Raw genomic sequence first — 18,105 nt, 5'->3', positions numbered from 1 at the left:
CCGGGTAGGCTCGCCCGCGTCGGCGATGTGCTGACGACATGGTGAGGAGTGAATGGGGATGACGGCCGCGAACACCGGCGCGAGCACGCCCGAGGACGACGATCCGTTCGGCTACCTGTACGAGGACGGACGGGCAGCGGGTGCGACACCGCCCGGCCAGAGCCGCGGCTACGGCTATCCGGGTCCTGCCGCACAGCCCGGCGTCCCCAGAACCTCGTACAACCAGGTCCGGACGGTCGGCGAGCGCCAGTACGGCCAGCAGGTCCCGCAGCAGCAGGCGCACGCCCAGCAGGGCCAGCCGACCGCGCAGTACGCGGCACCCGAGACCTACCCCGGTGGCCCCCCCACCCGCCCGGTCGCGCCCCAGACCGGCGGCCACGGCGGCGGCCGCAGTGGCGGACCCAACACCAAGGGCCTGCTGATCGGCGCGATTGCGGTGGTCGCTGTGGTCGTGATCGGCATCGCGGCGGCACTGATCACGAGCGGCGGCGAGGACGACAAGGCGGGCGGCCAGTCCGGCGGCGACGGCGGCACGAGCGCGGGCCAGTCGGTCAAGCCGAGCGACGAGCCCTCGACGCCCCAGGACCCGCAGGAGCCCCTGCCCAAGCAGGACGCGGCGACGCTGCAGCTGGGTGCGCCGGCCGCGCTGGCGAAGGACATCAAGGGTGCGGAGGGTGCGGGCGGCGCGTTTGTGACCGGCTTCAACGCGGTCGGCGCCTCGGTCACCTGGAAGGCCAAGATCGCGGAGGCGGGCCAGTACCGGCTGTATGTGCGCTACGCCATCCCCGCGCAGGACGCCAACGCCACGCTGACGGTCAACGGCAAGGCGAACACCAACCCGCTGGGCCTGAAGAACTTCATCCACTCCTCGGACCCGGCGTGGGAGAAGAACTGGCAGACCACCTGGGCGCCGGTCAACCTGAACAAGGGCGAGAACGAGCTCAAGATCTCCTGCGAGGCGGGCAATCAGTGCAACGTCATCCTCGACTGGCTCGAGGTCAAGGAAGGCTGATCAGCCACTGACGAGCGTCAGGAACCCCGCCACCGTCCCGGCCATCGCAGCGCGAGCCGGGGCGAGGTATTTCCGGGGGTCCACCGTCGACGGGTCGGTCGTGTCCAGGAAGGCCCGGACCGCGCCCGTGAAGGCCGTGTTCAGGGCCGTGCCGACGTTGATCTTGACCATGCCGGAGGCGACCGCGCGGCGGATCTCCTCGTCCGGGACGCCCGAGGAGCCGTGCAGTACCAGCGGGAGGGGGATCGCGTCGCGCAGGCGGGCGATGAGGGCGTGGTCCAGGGCGGCCGTGCGCTGCGTCATCGCGTGGGAGGAGCCGACCGCGACGGCCAGGGCGTCCACGCCGGTGGCGGCGGCGTAGGCGGCAGCCTCCGCCGGGTCGGTGCGGACGCCCGGTGCGTGGGCGTCGAGCGGGGCCTCGCCCTCCTTGCCGCCGACCTTGCCGAGTTCGGCCTCGATCCAGATGCCGCGCTCGTGGCCCCAGCGCACCGCGTCCGCCGTGGCCCGCACGTTCTCCTCGTACGGCAGCTTCGAGGCATCGAACATCACCGAGCTGAAGCCTTCGTCGTCCGCCGACCGCAGCAGGTCCACGGAGACGACATGGTCGAGGTGGAGGGCGAGCTGCGCGGTCGACGCGTGGGCCACGGCGGCCGCCGCGGCGGCGATCGCGGCGAGCTGTCCGCCGTGGAACTTCACGGCGTTCTCGGAGATCTGCAGGATCGCGGGCGCGCCCGCCTGCTCGGCGCCGGTGGCGATCGCCTCGGCGTGTTCCAGGGTGATGACGTTGAAGGCGGCGATGCCGCGGCCGTCGGCCGCTGCGGCCGAGACGAGTTCACCGGTGCTGACGAGTGGCATGCTGCACCCCAATTCCCGGGCGGCTGGGCCCGATTGTGCGCTGTGTGCGGGCTTTCACGCCGCGGCCGCGAGCTCGGTCACCGCGATGTGCGGCAGCAGCTCCTCGTAGGCCGCGGCGTCGAACTCGCCCGCCGCCGGGGCCAGTACGGTCGCCGCCGACAGCGCCACCGCGCGGGCGAGCAGGTCCGGCCACGGGAGTTGTTCGACGAGGCCGGAGAGCAGCCCGGCCACCGCCGAGTCGCCCGCGCCCGTCGGGTTGCCCTTCACCGGCGCCGGCGGGGTCGCCTGCCAGACGCCGTCCGCGGTGGCCGCGAGGAGGCCCTCGGGGCCGAGCGAGGCGACGACGGCGTGCGCGCCCCGTCGGCGGGCGTCACGGGTGGCGCGCAGCGGTTCGCGCGAGCCCGTCAGTTGCGCGAGTTCATCGGCGTTGGGCTTGACCAGGTCGGGGCGGGCGGCGATGCCGCGGCGCAGCGGTTCGCCGCTGGTGTCCAGGAGTACGGGGATGCCGGCGCCGCGGGCCCTGCGGATCAGTTCGGCGTACGCGCCCACATGGATGCCGGGCGGCAGGCTGCCGCACAGGGCGACGGCGTCGGCGCCGGGCAGCAGGGAGTCGTACGAGGTGAGGAACGTCGCCCATTCCCCGGCGGTGACGAGGGGGCCCGGCTCGTTGAGCTGGGTCGTGTCGCCGCTCGCGTCGTCGACGACGGCGATGGTGCGGCGGGTGGTCCCGGCGACGGGGACGAGTGCGTCGCGCACTGCGAGCGGGGCCAGCAGATCGCGCAGTACGGCTCCGGTGGGCCCGCCCGCGAAGCCGGTGACCACGCTCTCGTGACCCAGCGCGGACAGGACGCGGGCGACGTTGAGGCCCTTGCCGCCGGGGCGTTCGCGGACCTCGCTGACGCGGTGGCTCGCGTGCGGGGTCAGCGCGGGGACCCGGTAGGTGATGTCCAGGGCGGTGTTGAGCGTGACCGTCAGGATCACCCGTACACACCCCCACAGAACGCGCTTGCCGTGCTCGTACGGGCCCTGATCATGCCAAACGGAAGGCGGTTGGCCCAGACCCCCCGGCCAACCGCCTTGAGTGGCTTGCGTGGAAATCACCCTACGCGCGGCTCAATCACCCATTCGCCCTTGCGCATCACGCCTTTCAGCGTGAACTCGGCGTCAAGGACGACCAGGTCGGCGTCCTTGCCCGGCTCCAGCGAGCCGACCGTGTCGTAGGCGCCGAGCAGCTGGGCGGGATTGGCCGAAATGGCCCGGACGACATCCTCCACCGGCAGCCGGTCGATGGTGACCGCACGCCTGAACGCCGTGTCCAGCGTGAGCGTCGAGCCCGCGATGGACCCGCCCTCCACCAGCCGGGCGACGCCTTCCCTGACCTCGACCTCGAGCGGACCGAGCTGGTAGCGGCCGTCGCCGAAGCCCGCCGCGTCCATGGCGTCGGTGATGAAGGCGACGCGTGCCGCGCCCGCGCGGTGGAAGGCGAGTTCGAGGGCGGCGGGGTGCAGATGCGTGCCGTCGTTGATCAGCTCGACCGTGATCCGCTCGTCCTCCAGGAGCGCGGCGATCGGTCCCGGCGCGCGGTGACCGAGGCCGGGCATCGCGTTGTACAGGTGCGTCGCCACGGTCGCGCCCGCGTCGATCGCCTCGACGGTCTGCTCGTACGTCGCGTCCGTGTGGCCGATCGCGGCGATCACGCCGTGCTCGGCGAGGAGGCGTACGGAGTCGATGCCGCCGGGGAGTTCGGTGGCGAGGGTGACCATCTTCGCCGTACCGCGGGCCGCGTCGATCAGCTTGCGCACCTCCGCCGGGTCGGGATCGCGCAGCAGCTCCTCGCTGTGCGCGCCCTTGCGGCAGGGGGAGATGAAGGGGCCCTCGAAGTGGATGCCCGCGAGGTCGCCCTGCTCGACCAGCTCGGACAGGAAGCCCGCGCGGTGGGCGAGGAAGTCCATCTCGCCGGTGACGGTGGAGGCGACGAGGGTGGTCGTGCCGTGCTCGCGGTGGGTCCGTACGCCCCTCAGTACGTCCTCGGCGCTGCCGGAGGTGAAGGAGGCGCCGCCGCCGCCGTGGTTGTGGATGTCGACGAAGCCGGGCACGACCCAGTGACCGGTGAGGTCGAGGGCGGGCGCGTCGGCGCGCGCGGCGCCGGTGATCCTCGCGCCCTCGACGATCACCCGTCCGTTCTCGACGGTCCCGGTCGGCAGCACCACCCGGGCGCCCGTGAGAACCATGCGGTCGGCCATTAGGCGGTTACCTCCGAGTCGGTGGCGAGCAGATCCCAGGCGAGCAGCCCCGCGCCGAGGCATCCGGCGGTGTCCCCGAGGGCTGCCGGGACGATGGCGGGCAGCTTCTGGAACGTGACGCGCTCCTCGACCGCGGCCCGCAGCGGTGTGAACAAGGTTTCCCCCGCCTCGGCGAGACCGCCACCGATGATCAGCGTGCGGGGGTCCAGCAGGGTGAGCGCGGTGACGAGCCCGGCGGCGAGCGCGTCGACGGCGTCGAGCCAGACCGCCCGGGCGCGGGTGTCGCCGGACTCGACGGCCTTCGCGCAGTCGGCGGCGTCGGCGTCCGGGTCGCCGCTTGCCGTCGCCCACGCGCGGGTCACCGCGGCGGCGGAGGCGAGGGTCTCCAGGCAGCCGCGCTGGCCGCAGCCGCAGGCGGGGCCGTCGGGGCGGACGACGATGTGCCCGATCTCGCCGGCGTATCCGTGGGCCCCGGCCTCGATCCGACCCGCGATGCCGATGGCTCCGGCGATCCCGGTGCCCAGCGGCACGAACAGGAACCGGTCGGCGCCCTTGCCCGCGCCGATCCGCCCCTCGGCGAGGCCGCCGGTACGGACGTCGTGCCCGAGGGCGACGGGGGCGCCGAGCCGCTCGCGCAGGAGGTCGCGCAGGGGTACGTCGCGCCACCCGAGGTTGGCGGCGTACACGGCGATCCCGTTCTCGGCGTCGACGATGCCGGGGACGGCGACGCCGGCCGCGAGGGCGCTGTGGCCGAGGTGCTCCTGGCCGTACGCGCGTAGCTCGCCGGCGAAGCCGAGGATGGACTCGACGACGGCGTCGGGCCCGCGCTCACGCGCGGTGGCGCGACGGGCCTCGTGCAGCAGGGTGCCGTCGGGGGCGACGAGGGCGGCCTTCATGCCGGTGCCGCCCACATCGAGGGCGATGACGTGTCTCACGTGGACAGTCTGGCGGGTGGACGGTGGAAAGGTCTAGTCCACTACCCCGGATTGTTGCGCGCCCATACAAACGGCGGAACGGTTTGTCCCCCACCCCGCCCCTTCCCGAACCTGGGGGCTGCGCCCCCAGACCCCTTGGGGGAAGGGTCAGTGGGGGCTGACGCCCCCGGGCCCCGGTGCTCCGGCGGCTCCGCCGCGGAGCGAGACGCGGAGCTGGCGCCCCGACCCCCCGGGCACGGTGTCCGTGCGGGCTCCGCGGGGGCCAGGCGGGCCCGCGCCCTTAGCGTTCTGGTGGGAGGGGCGGTGCAGGGTCGTCCCGACGTTTCCAGGGGTCGTGGGTGGCGGGGGCCAGGGGGTGTTGGTGGTTGCTGCCCGGTGGGAGGTTCGCGGGCGAACCCCCGCGCACCGCAGCCCTTCCAGTGGGGAGGGGCCGTGAAGGGTCGTCCCCGCGTTTCCAGCGTCCGTGGTGAGCGTGGGCAGGGGGCGTTGGTGGTTGCTGCCCGGTGGGTGGTCTCGCGGGCGAACCCCCGCGCGCCGCGACACACCTCCCCGTGGGGAGGGGCGGTGCAGGGTCGTCCCCGCAGGCGATTGGCGGCCAACACCGGGTGATCAATCCAACGGCCCGTTTGCCGCCGACGCCGAGGAGTCGATTCCGACGGCGCTTGTACCGGGTTCGTGGGTGCCGTGGGCAGGGGGCGTTGGTGGTTGCTGCCCGGTGGGTGGTCTCGCGGGCGAACCCCCGCGCGCCGCGACACACCTCCCCGTGGGGAGGGGCGGTGCAGGGTCGTCCCCGCAGGCGACCCGCACCACGCGGCACCGGCGCACCCCGGACCGCCAGACCCGCGCCCCACGGCCCCGGCGCGCCCCGAACCCCCGGGCCCCCTCAGCCCAGAATCACGCTCCGCGTCAGATTCCTCGGCCTGTCCGGGTCGAAGCCCTTCGACTCCGCCAGTGTCACCGCCAGCCGCTGTGCGCGGATCAGGTCGGCCAGGGGGTCCGTCTCCTGGCGGGCCACCAGCGTGCCGCCCACTCGGGACACGTCCAGCGACAGGCCCTCCGGGAGCGGGCCGAAGACCCAGGTCACGCGGCCGGGGCCGGTGATGGAGATCGGGCCGTGGCGGTATTCCATCGCGGGGTACGACTCCGTCCACGCGCCCGCCGCCTCGCGCATCTTCAGGCCCGCCTCCAGCGCCAGCCCGTACGCCCAGCCGCGGCCCAGGAACGTCCACTGCTCCGCGCCCACCACCGCCTCCGGCAGCGGCTCCGTGATCGCCAGCTCCGCGTCGACCGCCGCGTCGGTGACCGATTTCACGCCGAGGATGTCACCGAGACCTGCCCGCAGGAAGGCGAGTGCCGTCGTGGCGAAACGGGTCTGGACGACCGACTCCTCGTCCGCCCAGTCCAGCACCGCGACCTCGTCCGCCGCGTCCATGACCGGGGTCTTGGGATCCGCCGTCAGGGCGAGCGTCGGGACCTTGCCGCGCAGTGCTGTCAGCAGGTCCAGGACCTCCGTCGTCGTGCCCGAGCGGGTGATCGCGACGACACGGTCGTAGGACCGCCCCGCGGGGAACTCCGAGGAGGCGAACGCGTCGGTCTCGCCGTGCCCCGCCGCCTCCCGCAGCGCCGCGTACGCGATCGCCATGAACCAGGACGTACCGCACCCGGTGACGGCGACCCGCTCGCCCGGCTGTGGCAGTCCCGGGAAGGCGGCCGCGGCCTTCGCCGCTCGGCGCCAGCAGGCGGGCTGGGTGGCAATCTCTGCTGCGGTACGGGACATGCGACTGGGCTCCTCGCGACGTACGCGTAAGTCGGGACCGGCATCGACCACTTCGTGCCAAGGGACGTGCTTAGCAGCCCGCGGCGTGCCCGGGCAATGCCCGCACCCCTGGGGACAGACGTTGCGGAAGCGATACCGATTGGAGTAGACCTCATACCTCCGGTTGGCGGAAAATCGCGCCCAACTCGCAGGGCGTCACGGGGGACCGACTGGAACAAGACGGGCAAACAAACAGCAGAGGGTGGGGCGAAGAGCTGTGCATCAGCGCTTCTTGGGTCTGACCGCGGCACTCGCCGCACTGGGCATGACGGTGGTCCTCACGGGCTGTGGCACCTCCAGCGGTTCCGGCGACGTCACCCTCAAGCTGGTCGCGGCGGACTACGACGTCTCCGGCGGCCAGAGCAGCAAGAAGTACTGGGCCGACCTCGCCGCCGAGTTCGAGAGGACGAACCCCGGCATCAAGATCGATGTCCGGATCGAGTCCTGGAACGACATCGACCGCAAGGTCGGCGAGATGGTCAAGGCCGGCAAGGCCCCCGACATCGCCCAGATCGGCGCGTACGCCGACTACGCCGCGGCCGACAAGCTGTACTCCGCCGACCAGTTGCTCTCCATACCCGTGCAGTCCAACTTCCTCCAACCGCTCACCGACGCCGGTGAGATGAAGCGCGTGCAGTACGGACTGCCCTTCGTCGCCTCGACCCGGCTGCTCTTCTACAACAAGAAGCTCTTCAAAGAGGCCGGGATCAAGAACGACCCCAAGACCTGGGACGACCTCGTCGAGGACGCGGAGAAGCTGAAGGACAACACCGACGCGAAGTACCCCTTCGCGCTGCCGCTGGGTCCGGAGGAGGCGCAGGCCGAGACCATGATGTGGCTGCTCAGCGGCGGTGACGGATACACCGACACCAGCGGCAACTACGGCATCGACTCCGAGCAGAACATCGCCACCTTCACCTGGCTGAAGACGAACCTGGTCGACAAGAAGCTCACCGGCCCTGTCGCCCCCGGCAAGCTGAACCGCAAGGACGCCTTCGCCGCCTTCACACGCGGCGAGGTCGGCATGCTCAACGGCCACCCGTCCCTGATGCAGGCGGCCGAAGCGGCCAACATCGACGTCGGCAAGGTCGCCCTGCCCGGCACCAGCGGCAAGCCGAAGGCGGCGATGGGCGTCGCCGACTGGATCATGGGCTTCAAGCAGAACGGCCACCGCGCCGAGATCGGCACGTTCCTGGACTTTGTCTTCAGCGACAAGAACGTCCTCGACTTCGCGGGCCAGAACGACCTGCTGCCGGTGACAGTCTCGGCGTCCGAGGCGATGGTCGCCGACCCCGAGCACAAGGACCTCAAGGCGTTCCTGGAGGAACTGCCCACCTCGGTGCTTCCGCCGGTCGGCAAGACCTCGTGGGCGTCCGTGAGCGAGAACATCAAGAAGAACATCGGCAAGGCCGTGGAACCCGGCGCCAGCCCGGCTGCAGTCCTCGGCCGCATCGGCCGCGCCGCCTCCGTCGCCGAGAACGCCGAGTAGTTCGCCGAGTAGTCCAGAGACCGCACCGACCGGCCGCAGATATGTTGGATCGTATGACCGACGACCAGACGCTCTCCGAGCGCGACCGCGCCGTTCTGGCCATGGAGCGCCGCTCCTGGCCGGGACCCGGCGCCAAGGAGCGCGCCATCAGGGAGCAGCTCGGCATCTCCCCGGTCCGCTACTACCAGCTGCTCAACGCCCTCATCGACGACGAGCGCGCCCTCGCCCACGACCCCGTCACGGTCAACCGTCTCCGCCGAGTCAGGGACGACAGACGAAGTCGCCGATAGGGTCGGAGGCATGGGCAGCTCCCCGTACGCGCATTCCCTGCCGACGCCGTCCACCCCCGCCGGCCGTGACGGTCTTGCCGCGATTCTGGGCAGGCCGCACAAAACCGTCGTCGGCCTCGACTTCGACGGCACTCTCGCCGAGATCGTGCCCGACCCCGAACAGGCCCGCGCCCACCCCGGCACCGTCCCCGCGCTCGCCGCGCTCGCGCCACGTGTGGCGTCCGTCGCCGTGATCACCGGACGCCCGGCGGGCGTTGCCGTACGGTACGGCGGCTTCGCCGGAGTGCCGGGCCTGGAACACCTCGTGGTTCTCGGGCACTACGGCGCCGAGCGCTGGGACGCCGTGTCCGGCACGGTCAAAACCCCGGCCGCGCACCCCGGCGTCGCGGCCGCCCGCGCCGAACTGCCCGGATTCCTCGACGACATCGGAGCCTGGCGCGGCGCCTGGATCGAGGAGAAGGGCCAGGCCGTCGCGGTCCACACGCGCCGCGCCGCCGACCCGCAGGCCGCCTTCGACGCCCTGCGCGACCCTCTCGGCGAGCTCGCCGCCCGGCACGGACTGATCGTCGAGCCGGGCCGCATGGTCCTGGAGCTGCGCCCGCCGGGCATGGACAAGGGCGTGGCGCTGGCCGAGTACGTACGCGAAGTGGAGGCCGAAGCGGTCCTGTACGGCGGCGACGACCTCGGCGATCTGCCCGCCTTCGCCGCCGTGGAGAAGCTCCGCTCGGACGGCATCCCCGGCCTGCTGGTGTGCAGCGGCAGCGCGGAGGTGCCGGAGGTCGCGGACCGCGCGGACCTGCTGCTGCCGGGCCCGGCGGCCGTCGTCGAATTCCTAGGAGCCCTCGCGCAGCGCCTGTAGCTGGTCGAGGAACCACTGCTGCGGCGGCAGCGCGGTCGCCGCGGCCGCCAGCCGCTTGGTGCGCCGGGCCCGTTCGCCGTGGGGCATCGTCAGCGCCTCGTGCAGCGCGTCGGCGGTGCCCGTCACGTCGTACGGATTGACCGTGACCGCGTCCTCACCCAGTTCCTCGTGCGCCCCCGCCTCGCGCGACAGCACCAGCGCGCAGCCGTCGTCCGAGACGACCGGGATCTCCTTGGCGACCAGGTTCATACCGTCCCGGATCGGGTTGACCAGGGCGACGTCCGCGAGCCGGTACGCGGCCAGGGAGCGGGCGAAGTCGTCCTTCACATGGAGGACGACCGGGTTCCATGTCGCTGTCCCGTACGTGGAGTTGATCTCGTCGGCGACCCGCTGGACCTGCGCCGTGTAGTCGCGGTACACGGCCAGATCCTGCCGCGAGGGGTAGGCGAAGGCGACATGGACGACCCGCTCGCGCCACTCGGGCCTGGTGTCCAGGAGGTGCCGGTAGGCGAGCAGCCCGCGCACGATGTTCTTGGACAGCTCGGTACGGTCCACGCGCACGATCGTCCTGCGCCCCGGGCCGACCTGTTCGCGCAGCGCGGCCAGCCGTTCCTCCACATCGGGCCGGTGCGCACGCTCCCGCAGGAAGTCCGCGTCCGCGCCGAGGCCGTGCACTCCGATCCGCGTGCCGGACGGGATGCCGGGGCCCAGCACGGTGTGGCAGCAGTCGGTGAAGGCCTCGGCCCAGCGGTGGGTGAGGAAAGCGGCCCGATCGGCGCCGAGGATGCCGCCGAGGAGCTGGGCCGCGATGTCGTCGGGCAGCATCCGGAAGTAGTCGACGGGCGCCCAGGGCGTGTGTGAGAAGTGGCCGATGCGCAGGTCCGGGCGGTGGGCGCGGAGCATCCGGGGCACCAGCGCCAGGTGGTAGTCCTGCACCAGAACCGCCGCGCCCGGCGCGGCCGCCTCCGCCAGCGCATCGGCGAAGGCCCGGTTGTACGCCTCGTAGGAGGCCCACTGGCGGCGGAACTCCGCGTCGAAGACCGGCTCCAGCGGCGTCTGGTAGAGCATGTGGTGGACGAACCACAGCACCGAGTTCGCGATCCCGTTGTACGCGTCGGCGAACACCCCGGCGTCGATGTCGAGCATCCGCACCCCGGGCTCGGCCACCCCGCGCCGTACGGCCTCGCGATCACCGTCGCCGAGAGCGGCGCACACCCACACCGAGTCCGACTCGGAGTCGATCGCCGACAGACCGGAGACCACGCCGCCTCCGCCCCGGCGGGCGTCCAGCGAACCGTCCTGCTGACGTGTGTATGTGACCGGGCCGCGGTTCGAGGCGACTAGGACCTGGGCGGCAGGCTGCTCGGAGACCATGTGCCGAAACCTAGCCCTTCCGGTAAACCCTCAAACGTGCGTACGGCCGGACTGCGCCACCCGGTGTGCCACTCTGCGTGCTCATGCCGCGCGCCTCGTCGCGTACTCGCCGATCTCGCGCATCGGCGGCCGCTCCTGCGTGTCCACCGCATGCGTCCGGGGTACGAAGCCCTCCTCGGCCCGCTCGAACTGCGTGAGCGCAGGCCGCACCAAATGACCCCTGGACAAGCGCAGTTGGGCGGTCCGGTAGATCGCCGCGGCCATCCGCCCCAGCGCCTGACCGTCCTGGTGGCGGTGCTTGCGCGAGCCGACGTCCACCTGCGCCAGCGCGTCGAGACCGACCGTGTGCAGCGCGTCGACGAGCAGGCCCAGCTCCACTCCGTATCCCACGGGGAAGGGCAGCCGCTCAAGGAGAGAGCGCCGCACGGCGTACTCCCCGCCCAGCGGCTGGACGAACCCGGCGAGCTGCGGCCAGTGCAGATTCAGCAGCGGCCGCGCCACCAGCTCCGTCACTCGCCCGCCCTGACCTGCCCTCTCGCCGAGCGGCCGGTCGTACATCGCCTTGACGAACTGCACATCGGGGTCGGTCAGCAGCGGCCCCACGATCCCGGAGACGAAATCGGCCGAGAACTCGCGCAGATCCGCGTCGACGAAGCAGACGATGTCGCCGCTCGTGACCATCAGCGAGCGCCACAGCACCTCGCCCTTGCCCTGGACCGCGGGTATCCGGGGCAGGATCGCGTCCCGGTGCACCACGCGCGCGCCGGCCGCCGCGGCCACCTCGCCCGTGCGGTCGCTCGACCCCGAGTCCACGACGACGAGCTCGTCGACGAGCGGCACGGCCTCCATCAGTTCACGCCGGATCACGGAGACGATCTCGCCGACCGTCTCCTCCTCGTCGAGCGCGGGCAGGACGACGCTGATGGTCGTACCGTGCTTGGCGGCCATCAGCCGGCCGAGCGGGCGGTCGGCCGCAGACCAGGAACGCCTGCTCAGCCAGCGTTCCACCTCTTCCAGCACGTGCGGGTCTCCCTCTGACATCGGGATCCTGTGATCCGTCTCGCGGTTCGGACGACTATCTCAACCATGCAGGCCTTCGGTTACAGTCTTGAACAACGCGGATGACCGTCGCATGCCGGGGTCATCGCGCTGACAATCGAATACCGCTCATCCAGAGGGGCAGAGGGAACGGCCCGTTGAAGCCCCGGCAACCCTCCCGCCGACCGCGAGGTCACGGTGGGGAAGGTGCCAATTCCGTCTCGTGGCGAAATGCGTCGCGAGGAAGATGAGGAGAAAGGGCCTCGCCACCATGGCTGTGCAGACTGTCGCAAGCACCACCCCCGTGAACCTCGGTCCCGCCGCGGCGCTCTCGTGCCGCGAGTGCGGAGAGCGTTTCGACCTGGGCCCGATCTTCGCCTGTGCCTCCTGTTTCGGGCCGCTCGAGGTCGCCTACGACCTGCCGGCGGACGACCCCGAGGCGCTGAGGAAGCGGATCGAAGCGGGTCCGAACAACATCTGGCGCTACGCCCCGCTGCTGCCCGTCCCCGCCGACGTGGCCGAGAAGCCGAACATCAACCCCGGCTTCACCAAGCTCGTCAAGGCCGACAACCTCGCCCGTGAGCTGGGCGTCACCGGCGGCCTGTACATCAAGGACGACTCCGGCAACCCGACGCACTCCTTCAAGGACCGTGTCGTCGCGATCGCCGTCGAGGCCGCGCGCGCCTTCGGCTTCACGACGCTCTCCTGCTCCTCCACCGGCAACCTCGCCGGCGCGGTGGGCGCGGCCGCGGCCCGGGCGGGCTTCCGGTCCTGCGTGTTCATCCCGCACGACCTGGAGCAGGGCAAGGTCGTCATGGCCGCGGTGTACGGCGGCGAGCTGGTCGGCATCGAGGGCAACTACGACGACGTCAACCGCTTCTGCTCCGAGCTCATCGGCGACCCGCTGGGCGAGGGCTGGGGCTTCGTCAACGTCAACCTCCGCCCGTACTACGGCGAGGGCTCCAAGACGCTGGCGTACGAGATCTGCGAGCAGCTCGGCTGGCGGCTGCCCGACCAGATCGTCGTCCCGATCGCCTCCGGCTCGCAGCTCACGAAGATCGACAAGGGCCTGCAGGAGCTGATCAAGCTCGGCCTGGTCGAGGACAAGCCCTACAAGATCTTCGGCGCTCAGGCCGAGGGCTGCTCTCCGGTGTCGACGGCCTTCAAGGCCGGGCACGATGTCGTACGGCCGCAGAAGCCGAACACCATCGCCAAGTCGCTGGCCATCGGCAACCCCGCCGACGGCCCGTATGTACTGGACATCGCGCGCCGCACGGGCGGTGCGGTCGAGGACGTCAACGACGAGCAGGTCGTCGACGCGATCAAGCTGCTCGCGCGGACCGAGGGCATCTTCGCGGAGACCGCGGGTGGCGTGACCGTGGGCGTGGCGAAGAAACTGATCGAGCAGGGCCTGCTCGACCCGGCGCTCACCACGGTCGTGCTCAACACCGGCGACGGTCTCAAGACCCTCGACGCGGTTGCCCCGACGACCGGCCCCACGGCGACCATCCGCCCGAGCCTCGAGGCGTTCCGCGACGCCGGCCTGGCCCGCTGACTACCTACGGAAGGCAGAACCACCATGAGCGTGAACGTCCGCATCCCCACCATTCTCCGTACGTACACGGGCGGTCAGGCCGAGGTCCCGGCGGAGGGCGCGACGCTCTCCGAGGTGATCGCGGACCTGGAGAAGAACCACACGGGCATCGCCGCGCGCGTCCTGGACGACCAGGGCAAGCTGCGCCGTTTCGTGAACGTGTACGTGAACGACGACGACGTCCGTTTCGAGCAGGGTCTCGAGACGGCGACCCCGGACGGTGCGGGCGTTTCGATCATCCCTGCCGTCGCCGGCGGCTGAGCTACCCAGCGTGAGCACCCGCGGCGTCAGCCGCTAATCGACACAGTGCCCCCTCCGCAAGAGAAGCGGAGGGGGCAATTCTGTATGGTTGAGCGCGGTACAGTTGGGGAAGCCCCCTCCGCTGCTTGTGCCGACCGCATATGAGAATGCGCCCTGGCCCATCAAGAAGCAGCCAATGTGTTCGATCGAAATGCACCCTCAAGTGCCATTTGCCGGGCCCGACTTGCCCCGGAATTTCTTGAATTCAGTTCAATCATCCGATCGCGCGTGCCCAGATTTCTCGTCTGATTGACCTGTTGCAGAGGGCAGTTGGGCAGATACATTCAGCCGCGGTCGACGCGTTCCGGCGCACACTCTCCTTCCTGTCGGGAGGGTGAGGTCTGACCCGGGTCCGCGAAGTGCGGTCCTGTGCAAGGGCCAGTAATAGGGGAGTTAGGCATGGCTCAGGGCACCGTCAAGTGGTTCAACGCGGAGAAGGGGTACGGCTTCATCGCGGTCGACGGTGGTGCGGATGTTTTCGTCCACTACAGCGCGATCCAGATGGACGGATACCGCACCCTTGAAGAGGGTCAGCGGGTCGAGTTCGAGATCTCGCAGGGCCAGAAGGGGCCGCAGGCGGACATGGTCAAGCTCGCCGTCTGATCTCGGCGCGATCGGCCACCGACGCACTCACGCGACACACTCACGGCGAAGGGCCCGCATCCTAGGGGGATGCGGGCCCTTCGTGTGTCCCCAGCCGTGTCCACGATGTGTCGGACCCGCTTGCGCCCACCCTCCCCCAGCTACCGCTGGGAGGTGCCCCCACCGACCACCACCCCTCATCGAGGCTCTTCGAGCCGCTTGCACTCTCCTGTGCCGAGTGCTAATCATTGGCGTTAGCACTCTGCAGGTGAGAGTGACAGCTTAAGGACCGGGTCGGCGAGGCCCGAAGGGTCGGCGGGGCAAGGAACCGCACGGCTCTCAGGCCGTCCGTCGCGGGCGCCAGCGCGGTCCGGAGAATCCACCCCAGTCCGGGAGGACCACTTCACATGGCCAAGATCATCGCGTTCGACGAGGAGGCACGGCGCGGTCTCGAGCGCGGGATGAACCAGCTCGCCGACGCCGTCAAGGTCACCCTTGGCCCCAAGGGCCGGAACGTCGTCCTCGAGAAGAAGTGGGGCGCCCCCACGATCACCAACGATGGTGTATCCATCGCCAAGGAGATCGAGCTCGAGGACCCGTACGAGAAGATCGGCGCCGAGCTGGTCAAGGAAGTCGCCAAGAAGACGGACGACGTCGCCGGTGACGGTACGACCACCGCGACCGTTCTCGCCCAGGCGCTCGTCCGCGAGGGCCTGCGCAACGTGGCGGCCGGCGCCAACCCGATGGCCCTCAAGCGCGGCATCGAGAAGGCCGTCGAGGCCGTCTCCGGCGCCCTGCTGGAGCAGGCCAAGGACGTGGAGACCAAGGAGCAGATCGCTTCGACGGCCTCCATCTCCGCCGCCGACACCCAGATCGGCGAGCTCATCGCCGAGGCGATGGACAAGGTCGGCAAGGAAGGCGTCATCACCGTCGAGGAGTCCCAGACCTTCGGTCTGGAGCTGGAGCTCACCGAGGGTATGCGCTTCGACAAGGGCTACATCTCGGCGTACTTCGCCACCGACATGGAGCGTATGGAGGCGTCGCTCGACGACCCGTACATCCTGATCGTCAACTCCAAGGTCAGCAACGTGAAGGACCTCCTTCCGCTGCTGGAGAAGGTCATGCAGTCCGGCAAGCCGCTGCTGATCATCGCCGAGGACGTCGAGGGCGAGGCTCTGTCCACGCTCGTCGTGAACAAGATCCGTGGCACCTTCAAGTCCGTTGCCGTCAAGGCCCCGGGCTTCGGCGACCGCCGCAAGGCGATGCTGAACGACATCGCCATCCTCACGGGCGGCACGGTCATCTCCGAGGAGGTCGGTCTCAAGCTCGAGAACGCCGGCCTGGACCTGCTGGGCCGCGCCCGCAAGGTCGTCATCACCAAGGACGAGACCACGATCGTCGACGGCTCCGGTGAGAGCGACCAGGTCGCCGGTCGCGTCAACCAGATCCGTGCCGAGATCGAGAACTCCGACTCGGACTACGACCGTGAGAAGCTCCAGGAGCGCCTCGCGAAGCTGGCCGGCGGCGTGGCCGTCATCAAGGCCGGTGCCGCGACCGAGGTGGAGCTCAAGGAGCGCAAGCACCGCATCGAGGACGCCGTTCGCAACGCGAAGGCGGCCGTCGAGGAGGGCATCGTCGCCGGTGGTGGCGTGGCTCTGCTCCAGGCTTCCTCGGTCTTCGAGAAGCTCGACCTCGAGGGTGACGAGGCGACCGGCGCCAACGCCGTGAAGCTCGCGCTGGAGGCCCCGCTCAAGCAGATCGCCGTCAACGGTGGTCTCGAGGGCGGCGTCGTGGTCGAGAAGGTGCGCAACCTGGCTGTCGGCCACGGTCTGAACGCCGCGACCGGCGAGTACGTCGACATGATCGCCGAGGGCATCATCGACCCCGCGAAGGTGACCCGCTCTGCTCTGCAGAACGCGGCCTCCATCGCGGCGCTGTTCCTGACCACCGAGGCCGTCATCGCCGACAAGCCGGAGAAGGCGGGCGCCGCCGCTCCGGGCGGCATGCCGGGCGGTGACATGGACTTCTGAGCCTGACGGCTCGGACCCGGTCCTGACCGAGGGCGGTACCCCCACTCCCAGGGGGGTACCGCCCTCGGGCGTTTCAGGATCCGGGCCCGGGGAGGCGAGCCGGGTTTGTGTTATCCGATCGGCGCCGACGGGTCTCCTCTGGGGCAGGACCCTGAGCGGCGGGGTCGAAGAGGCAATGGGCGAGGGCACGTATGCGCAGGGACGACAGGTACCGTCCGGAACTGGTGACGGATGCGAGGGCGGGGGACCAGCAGGCCCGGGAGCGATTGGTCGCCGACTACCTTCCCCTTGTCTACAACATCGTCGGCCGGGCTTTGGACGGTCACGCGGACGTCGACGACGTGGTGCAGGAGACCATGTTCCGCGCACTCGACGGACTCGGCGGGTTGCGCGACCCCTCCCGTTTCCGCTCCTGGCTGGTCGCGATCGCGATGAATCAGATACGTCGGCGCTGGACGCTCCAGCAGCAGACGGCGACAGCACCGCTGGACCGCGTGGCGGAGACCGCCGATCCGACCGGTGACTTCGTGGATCTCACCATCCTGCGGCTCGGGCTGTCCGGCCAGCGCCGCGAGGTCGCCGAGGCCACCCGCTGGCTGGACGAGAGCGATCGTGAACTGCTGGCCCTGTGGTGGCAGGAGGCCGCGGGACAACTGAGCCGTGCCGAGCTGGCCGAGGCGCTGGGCGTCACTCCGCAGCACGCCGCGGTCCGTATCCAGCGGATGAAGACTCAGCTGGAACTGGGCCGCGTCGTGGCCCGTGCGCTGGCCAACGAGCCGTGCTGCTCCGAATTGGCCGATGTCACCGCGGCCTGGGACGGGCAGCCCTCGCCGGTCTGGCGCAAGCGGATCGCCAGGCACGTTCGCGGGTGCGCCGGCTGCTCGGGGCACTGGTCGGATCTCGTACCCGCAGAGGGACTGCTGGCCGGCATGGCGATGGTGGTCCCGCTCCATGGCTACCCTCCCGTTCCGCACGGCCAGTTCGGCGCGGCCGGCCACGGGGACTTCGCCGGGACGGGGCAGCCCGGGGAGCCGACCGCCGGTGCAGGGGGAGGGCTGAAAGTACGCGCTGTGGCGGCGGCGGTCGGCGGGGTCGTGGTCGCCGGACTGCTCCTCGCTCTGGTGTGGCCCACGGCGAAGACCCCGGCCGACCGGGCCCCGGTGGCGGCTCCGCCGGCTGCGACGGCCCCGAAACCCACCCGCAGTCCCAGTCCGACACCCACGCCGACCCCCACCGCCTCACCCGTCCCGAAGCCCCACAAGTCCCCCAAGCCCTCCCCGCCCGCGGCGACCCTCGAAGAACGCCTCACCGCCCTGGTCAACTCCCGGCGTGCCGAGGCCGGCTGCGCGCCGCTGCGGATCGATCCGCGACTCGGCGCCGCGGCCCGCAAGCACGCCAAGGACATGGTGGCGCGTGGCTACTTCGACCATGCCGACCCGGAGGGACGCCATGCCGACGCGCGGATCTCGGCAGCCGGATACGACGTGGGCCCGTGGGCCGAGAATTTGGACCAGGGTCCGGGCGACCCCGCGACGGTGGTCGGTGACTGGATGGACGGCTCGATCCATCAGGAGAACATGCTCGACTGCCGGTACCGGGACACCGGCGTTGCCGCCGTGCCCGGTCCCGACGGGACGGTGTGGGTCCAGAATCTCGCCGCTCCGGCCTGAGCCCGCACCGTCCGCTTC

Annotated in this window: 16 protein-coding genes and 1 riboswitch; of the genes, 9 read left to right on the top strand and 7 right to left on the bottom strand. The window is 70.8% G+C overall.

Annotated features, from left to right (window positions below; genetic code table 11):
- Positions 1-58 precede the first annotated feature (58 nt).
- The gene (locus tag OG741_RS18530) at positions 59-1,012 is read left to right on the top strand and encodes a CBM35 domain-containing protein (RefSeq protein WP_405599278.1); all 954 of its coding nucleotides are present in this window, start codon (positions 59-61) and stop codon (positions 1,010-1,012) included.
- Here OG741_RS18530 and OG741_RS18525 read toward each other — a convergent pair whose 3' ends face one another.
- The 5 genes from OG741_RS18525 to OG741_RS18505 all read right to left on the bottom strand — a co-directional run bounded on the left by OG741_RS18525 (position 1,013) and on the right by OG741_RS18505 (position 6,822).
- On the bottom strand, positions 1,013-1,867 hold the full coding sequence (locus OG741_RS18525) for a ketose-bisphosphate aldolase (RefSeq protein ID WP_405599275.1): 855 nt from the start codon (positions 1,865-1,867) through the stop codon (positions 1,013-1,015).
- Positions 1,868-1,921: 54 nt separating this feature from the next.
- Complete coding sequence (locus OG741_RS18520; protein WP_405599273.1) at positions 1,922-2,848, bottom strand: 1-phosphofructokinase family hexose kinase; 927 nt, start codon at positions 2,846-2,848, stop codon at positions 1,922-1,924.
- A gap of 116 nt (positions 2,849-2,964) precedes the next feature.
- A complete protein-coding gene (gene nagA / locus OG741_RS18515; protein WP_405599271.1) occupies positions 2,965-4,110 on the bottom strand; it encodes an N-acetylglucosamine-6-phosphate deacetylase in 1,146 nt (381 codons plus the stop codon).
- Positions 4,110-5,045, bottom strand: a complete 936-nt coding sequence (locus OG741_RS18510; protein ID WP_405599269.1) for an ROK family protein — start codon at positions 5,043-5,045, stop codon at positions 4,110-4,112. The genes nagA and OG741_RS18510 overlap by 1 nt, the downstream gene beginning before the upstream one ends.
- 883 nt (positions 5,046-5,928) lie before the next feature.
- A complete protein-coding gene (locus OG741_RS18505) occupies positions 5,929-6,822 on the bottom strand; it encodes an SIS domain-containing protein (RefSeq protein ID WP_405599267.1) in 894 nt (297 codons plus the stop codon).
- 256 nt (positions 6,823-7,078) lie between these two features.
- Between OG741_RS18505 and OG741_RS18500 the strand changes: the two genes are divergently transcribed.
- From OG741_RS18500 to otsB, 3 genes are read left to right on the top strand one after another with little or no spacing between them, the layout of a single operon-like run.
- Entirely contained in the window at positions 7,079-8,350 is a 1,272-nt protein-coding gene (locus OG741_RS18500; RefSeq protein ID WP_405599264.1) for an ABC transporter substrate-binding protein, read from the top strand.
- 53 nt (positions 8,351-8,403) lie between these two features.
- Positions 8,404-8,640, top strand: a complete 237-nt coding sequence (locus OG741_RS18495) for a DUF3263 domain-containing protein (RefSeq protein WP_405599262.1) — start codon at positions 8,404-8,406, stop codon at positions 8,638-8,640.
- A gap of 10 nt (positions 8,641-8,650) precedes the next feature.
- Positions 8,651-9,499: a trehalose-phosphatase gene (otsB, locus tag OG741_RS18490; RefSeq protein WP_405599259.1), complete on the top strand. Its 849-nt coding sequence runs from the start codon at positions 8,651-8,653 to the stop codon at positions 9,497-9,499.
- Here otsB and OG741_RS18485 read toward each other — a convergent pair.
- Together OG741_RS18485 and OG741_RS18480 are read right to left on the bottom strand one after the other, a co-directional pair.
- Positions 9,473-10,873 carry a trehalose-6-phosphate synthase gene (locus OG741_RS18485; RefSeq protein WP_405599257.1) on the bottom strand — a complete coding sequence of 467 codons (1,401 nt, stop codon included), beginning with the start codon at positions 10,871-10,873 and terminating at the stop codon, positions 9,473-9,475. The two genes, otsB and OG741_RS18485, sit on opposite strands and share 27 nt — an antisense overlap.
- Before the next feature lie 81 nt (positions 10,874-10,954).
- Positions 10,955-11,893 (bottom strand): glucosyl-3-phosphoglycerate synthase, encoded by a 939-nt coding sequence (locus OG741_RS18480; protein WP_405605641.1) that lies wholly within the window; start codon positions 11,891-11,893, stop codon positions 10,955-10,957.
- A 144-nt stretch (positions 11,894-12,037) separates the two neighbouring features.
- Positions 12,038-12,165, top strand: a riboswitch (SAM riboswitch).
- A gap of 17 nt (positions 12,166-12,182) precedes the next feature.
- Here OG741_RS18480 and thrC point away from each other — a divergent pair.
- From thrC to OG741_RS18455, 5 genes are all read left to right on the top strand, one after another.
- Positions 12,183-13,466: a threonine synthase gene (gene thrC, locus OG741_RS18475; protein WP_266481214.1), complete on the top strand. Its 1,284-nt coding sequence runs from the start codon at positions 12,183-12,185 to the stop codon at positions 13,464-13,466.
- A gap of 24 nt (positions 13,467-13,490) precedes the next feature.
- Positions 13,491-13,766, top strand: a complete 276-nt coding sequence (locus OG741_RS18470) for a MoaD/ThiS family protein (RefSeq protein ID WP_142217854.1) — start codon at positions 13,491-13,493, stop codon at positions 13,764-13,766.
- A gap of 438 nt (positions 13,767-14,204) precedes the next feature.
- Positions 14,205-14,408: a cold-shock protein gene (locus OG741_RS18465; RefSeq protein WP_005315736.1), complete on the top strand. Its 204-nt coding sequence runs from the start codon at positions 14,205-14,207 to the stop codon at positions 14,406-14,408.
- A 386-nt stretch (positions 14,409-14,794) separates the two neighbouring features.
- Positions 14,795-16,417, top strand: coding sequence for a chaperonin GroEL (gene groL / locus OG741_RS18460; RefSeq protein WP_266481227.1), 1,623 nt, complete (start codon positions 14,795-14,797; stop codon positions 16,415-16,417).
- Between the two features lie 191 nt (positions 16,418-16,608).
- Complete coding sequence (locus OG741_RS18455; protein WP_405599253.1) at positions 16,609-18,087, top strand: sigma-70 family RNA polymerase sigma factor; 1,479 nt, start codon at positions 16,609-16,611, stop codon at positions 18,085-18,087.
- The last annotated feature ends 18 nt before the right edge of the window (positions 18,088-18,105 follow it).

This window comes from Streptomyces sp. NBC_01410, assembly GCF_045040195.1.
Classification (GTDB): domain Bacteria; phylum Actinomycetota; class Actinomycetes; order Streptomycetales; family Streptomycetaceae; genus Streptomyces.
This window is presented reverse-complemented; position numbering and strand designations above follow the sequence as displayed.